Here is a 1,511-nt window from a genome sequence, read left to right on the forward strand (position 1 = left end):
ATCCGTGGCCGGGCCGGTGCGCCGGGAGAGTACGGGGAGGACGCGGGGATGCGGGAGCTGGAGCGGATCACGGCTCGCCGGGGTGAACTGGACACGCTGGCCGAGAAGCTGGCCAAGCAATTGCGGGAGGTCCAGGCCGAGCGGGAGGAGTTGGTCATCGCCGAGCGGGTGCTGAACCGGCTGGCCGAACAGGACTGGGCCGCTACGGAGGCCGCCGCGGCCGCAGTTCCGGCGTCTGCCCAGGTGGCGGGGCGGGCGGTGCTGCTGATCCCGCACCGTGGCGAGAATCCCGACGAGGCAGCCCTGCCCGGTGATTACCGCAAGATCCTGGCGATCGTGCGCAGGGCCGATGGCCCGGTGCAGGTAAGGGGTGTCGGCGAGGAACCGGGCCTGGACGTAGCGGTGCGCGGGAAGCTGGAGCCGTTGCGGGCGAAGATGACCAAGCTCGCCGACCGTGGCCGGCTGCACAAACGGCCCGACGGCAGGTTCACCGCACGCTCGTGACCGCACGGGAGGTGGGCTCCCGCGGGCCGTAACCGGCGGGCCCCCGGCGGCAGTTGAGTTTGGTGTGAAGAAAAACAACGACACCGTCGAGGGCCCTGACGGCCTTGTCTACACTGCCCGCCTGCCGCTGTCGAGTGCCACCCTGAACTGGCTCGCCGACCTGATACGCGGCCATCTGAAGAGGATCGGCTCACGGTGGCGGGCCCTGCCTCCGGGGCGGATCGCCACCCTCGTGCTGGCGGTACTGCGCTGTGACCAGCGGCCGGGCGACCTGGCCGGCGGCAACGGGATACACCGCACCACCCTGACCCGGTGGGTCAGGGAAGTCGTCGGCCTGCTCGCCACGCGCGCCCCGCGCCTGGACCGGGTCCTGAAGAAGACCGCCCGGAAGGGTGGCGGGATCGTACTGCTGGACGGCACGCTGATCCGCACCCGGCGGCGCACCGGCAAGGAGAACCGGAAGAACTACTCCGGCAAGAGTAAATGCCATGGTCTGCTCGTGATCGCTCTCACCGATGACCGGGGCCGACTGCTCTGGGTCTCCGCGGCCCGGCCCGGCCGGACCTCGGAGATCACCGCCTGCCGCCACGACCGGCTCACCGACAAGCTGCGGGCGGCCGGGCTCGGCGCGATCGCCGACCTGGGATTCGTCGGACTCGACGACAGTGATCCCGATGCCGACCCGGCGGTGATCACCGGCTACAAGGCCGCCCGGAACCGGCCGCTCACGCGGGGGCAGAAACTGTCCGACAAGGCCCTGGCAGCGGTCCGGGCGCCGGTCGAGCACGGGTTCGCCCACCTGAAGAACTGGCGCGTCCTCGGCAAGGTACGAACCAACCCGGCATGGGTGACCGCCCTGGTGAGGGCCCTACTGGTCCTGACGAACCGCGAAGTTTCCAGGTGACCGACGATCTTCGCCGAGGTCATCCGCCCACGACCAGTGCGAGTATCCCGAACCTCGCGCACACCAGACCCATGACCTGCAACTTCACGATGCACACCGCTCA

General features: G+C 70.0%; 2 protein-coding genes. Both read left to right on the top strand.

What is annotated here, in order from left to right; genetic code table 11:
- Positions 1-48 precede the first annotated feature (48 nt).
- Positions 49-504, top strand: coding sequence for a hypothetical protein (locus tag NLX86_RS34195; RefSeq protein ID WP_254375719.1), 456 nt, complete (start codon positions 49-51; stop codon positions 502-504).
- A 64-nt stretch (positions 505-568) separates the two neighbouring features.
- On the top strand, positions 569-1,408 hold the full coding sequence (locus NLX86_RS34200) for a transposase family protein (protein ID WP_254375718.1): 840 nt from the start codon (positions 569-571) through the stop codon (positions 1,406-1,408).
- Positions 1,409-1,511: the final 103 nt, after the last annotated feature.

Origin of the sequence: Streptomyces sp. A3M-1-3, from assembly GCF_024213665.1 — a bacterium.
GTDB lineage: Bacteria > Actinomycetota > Actinomycetes > Streptomycetales > Streptomycetaceae > Streptomyces.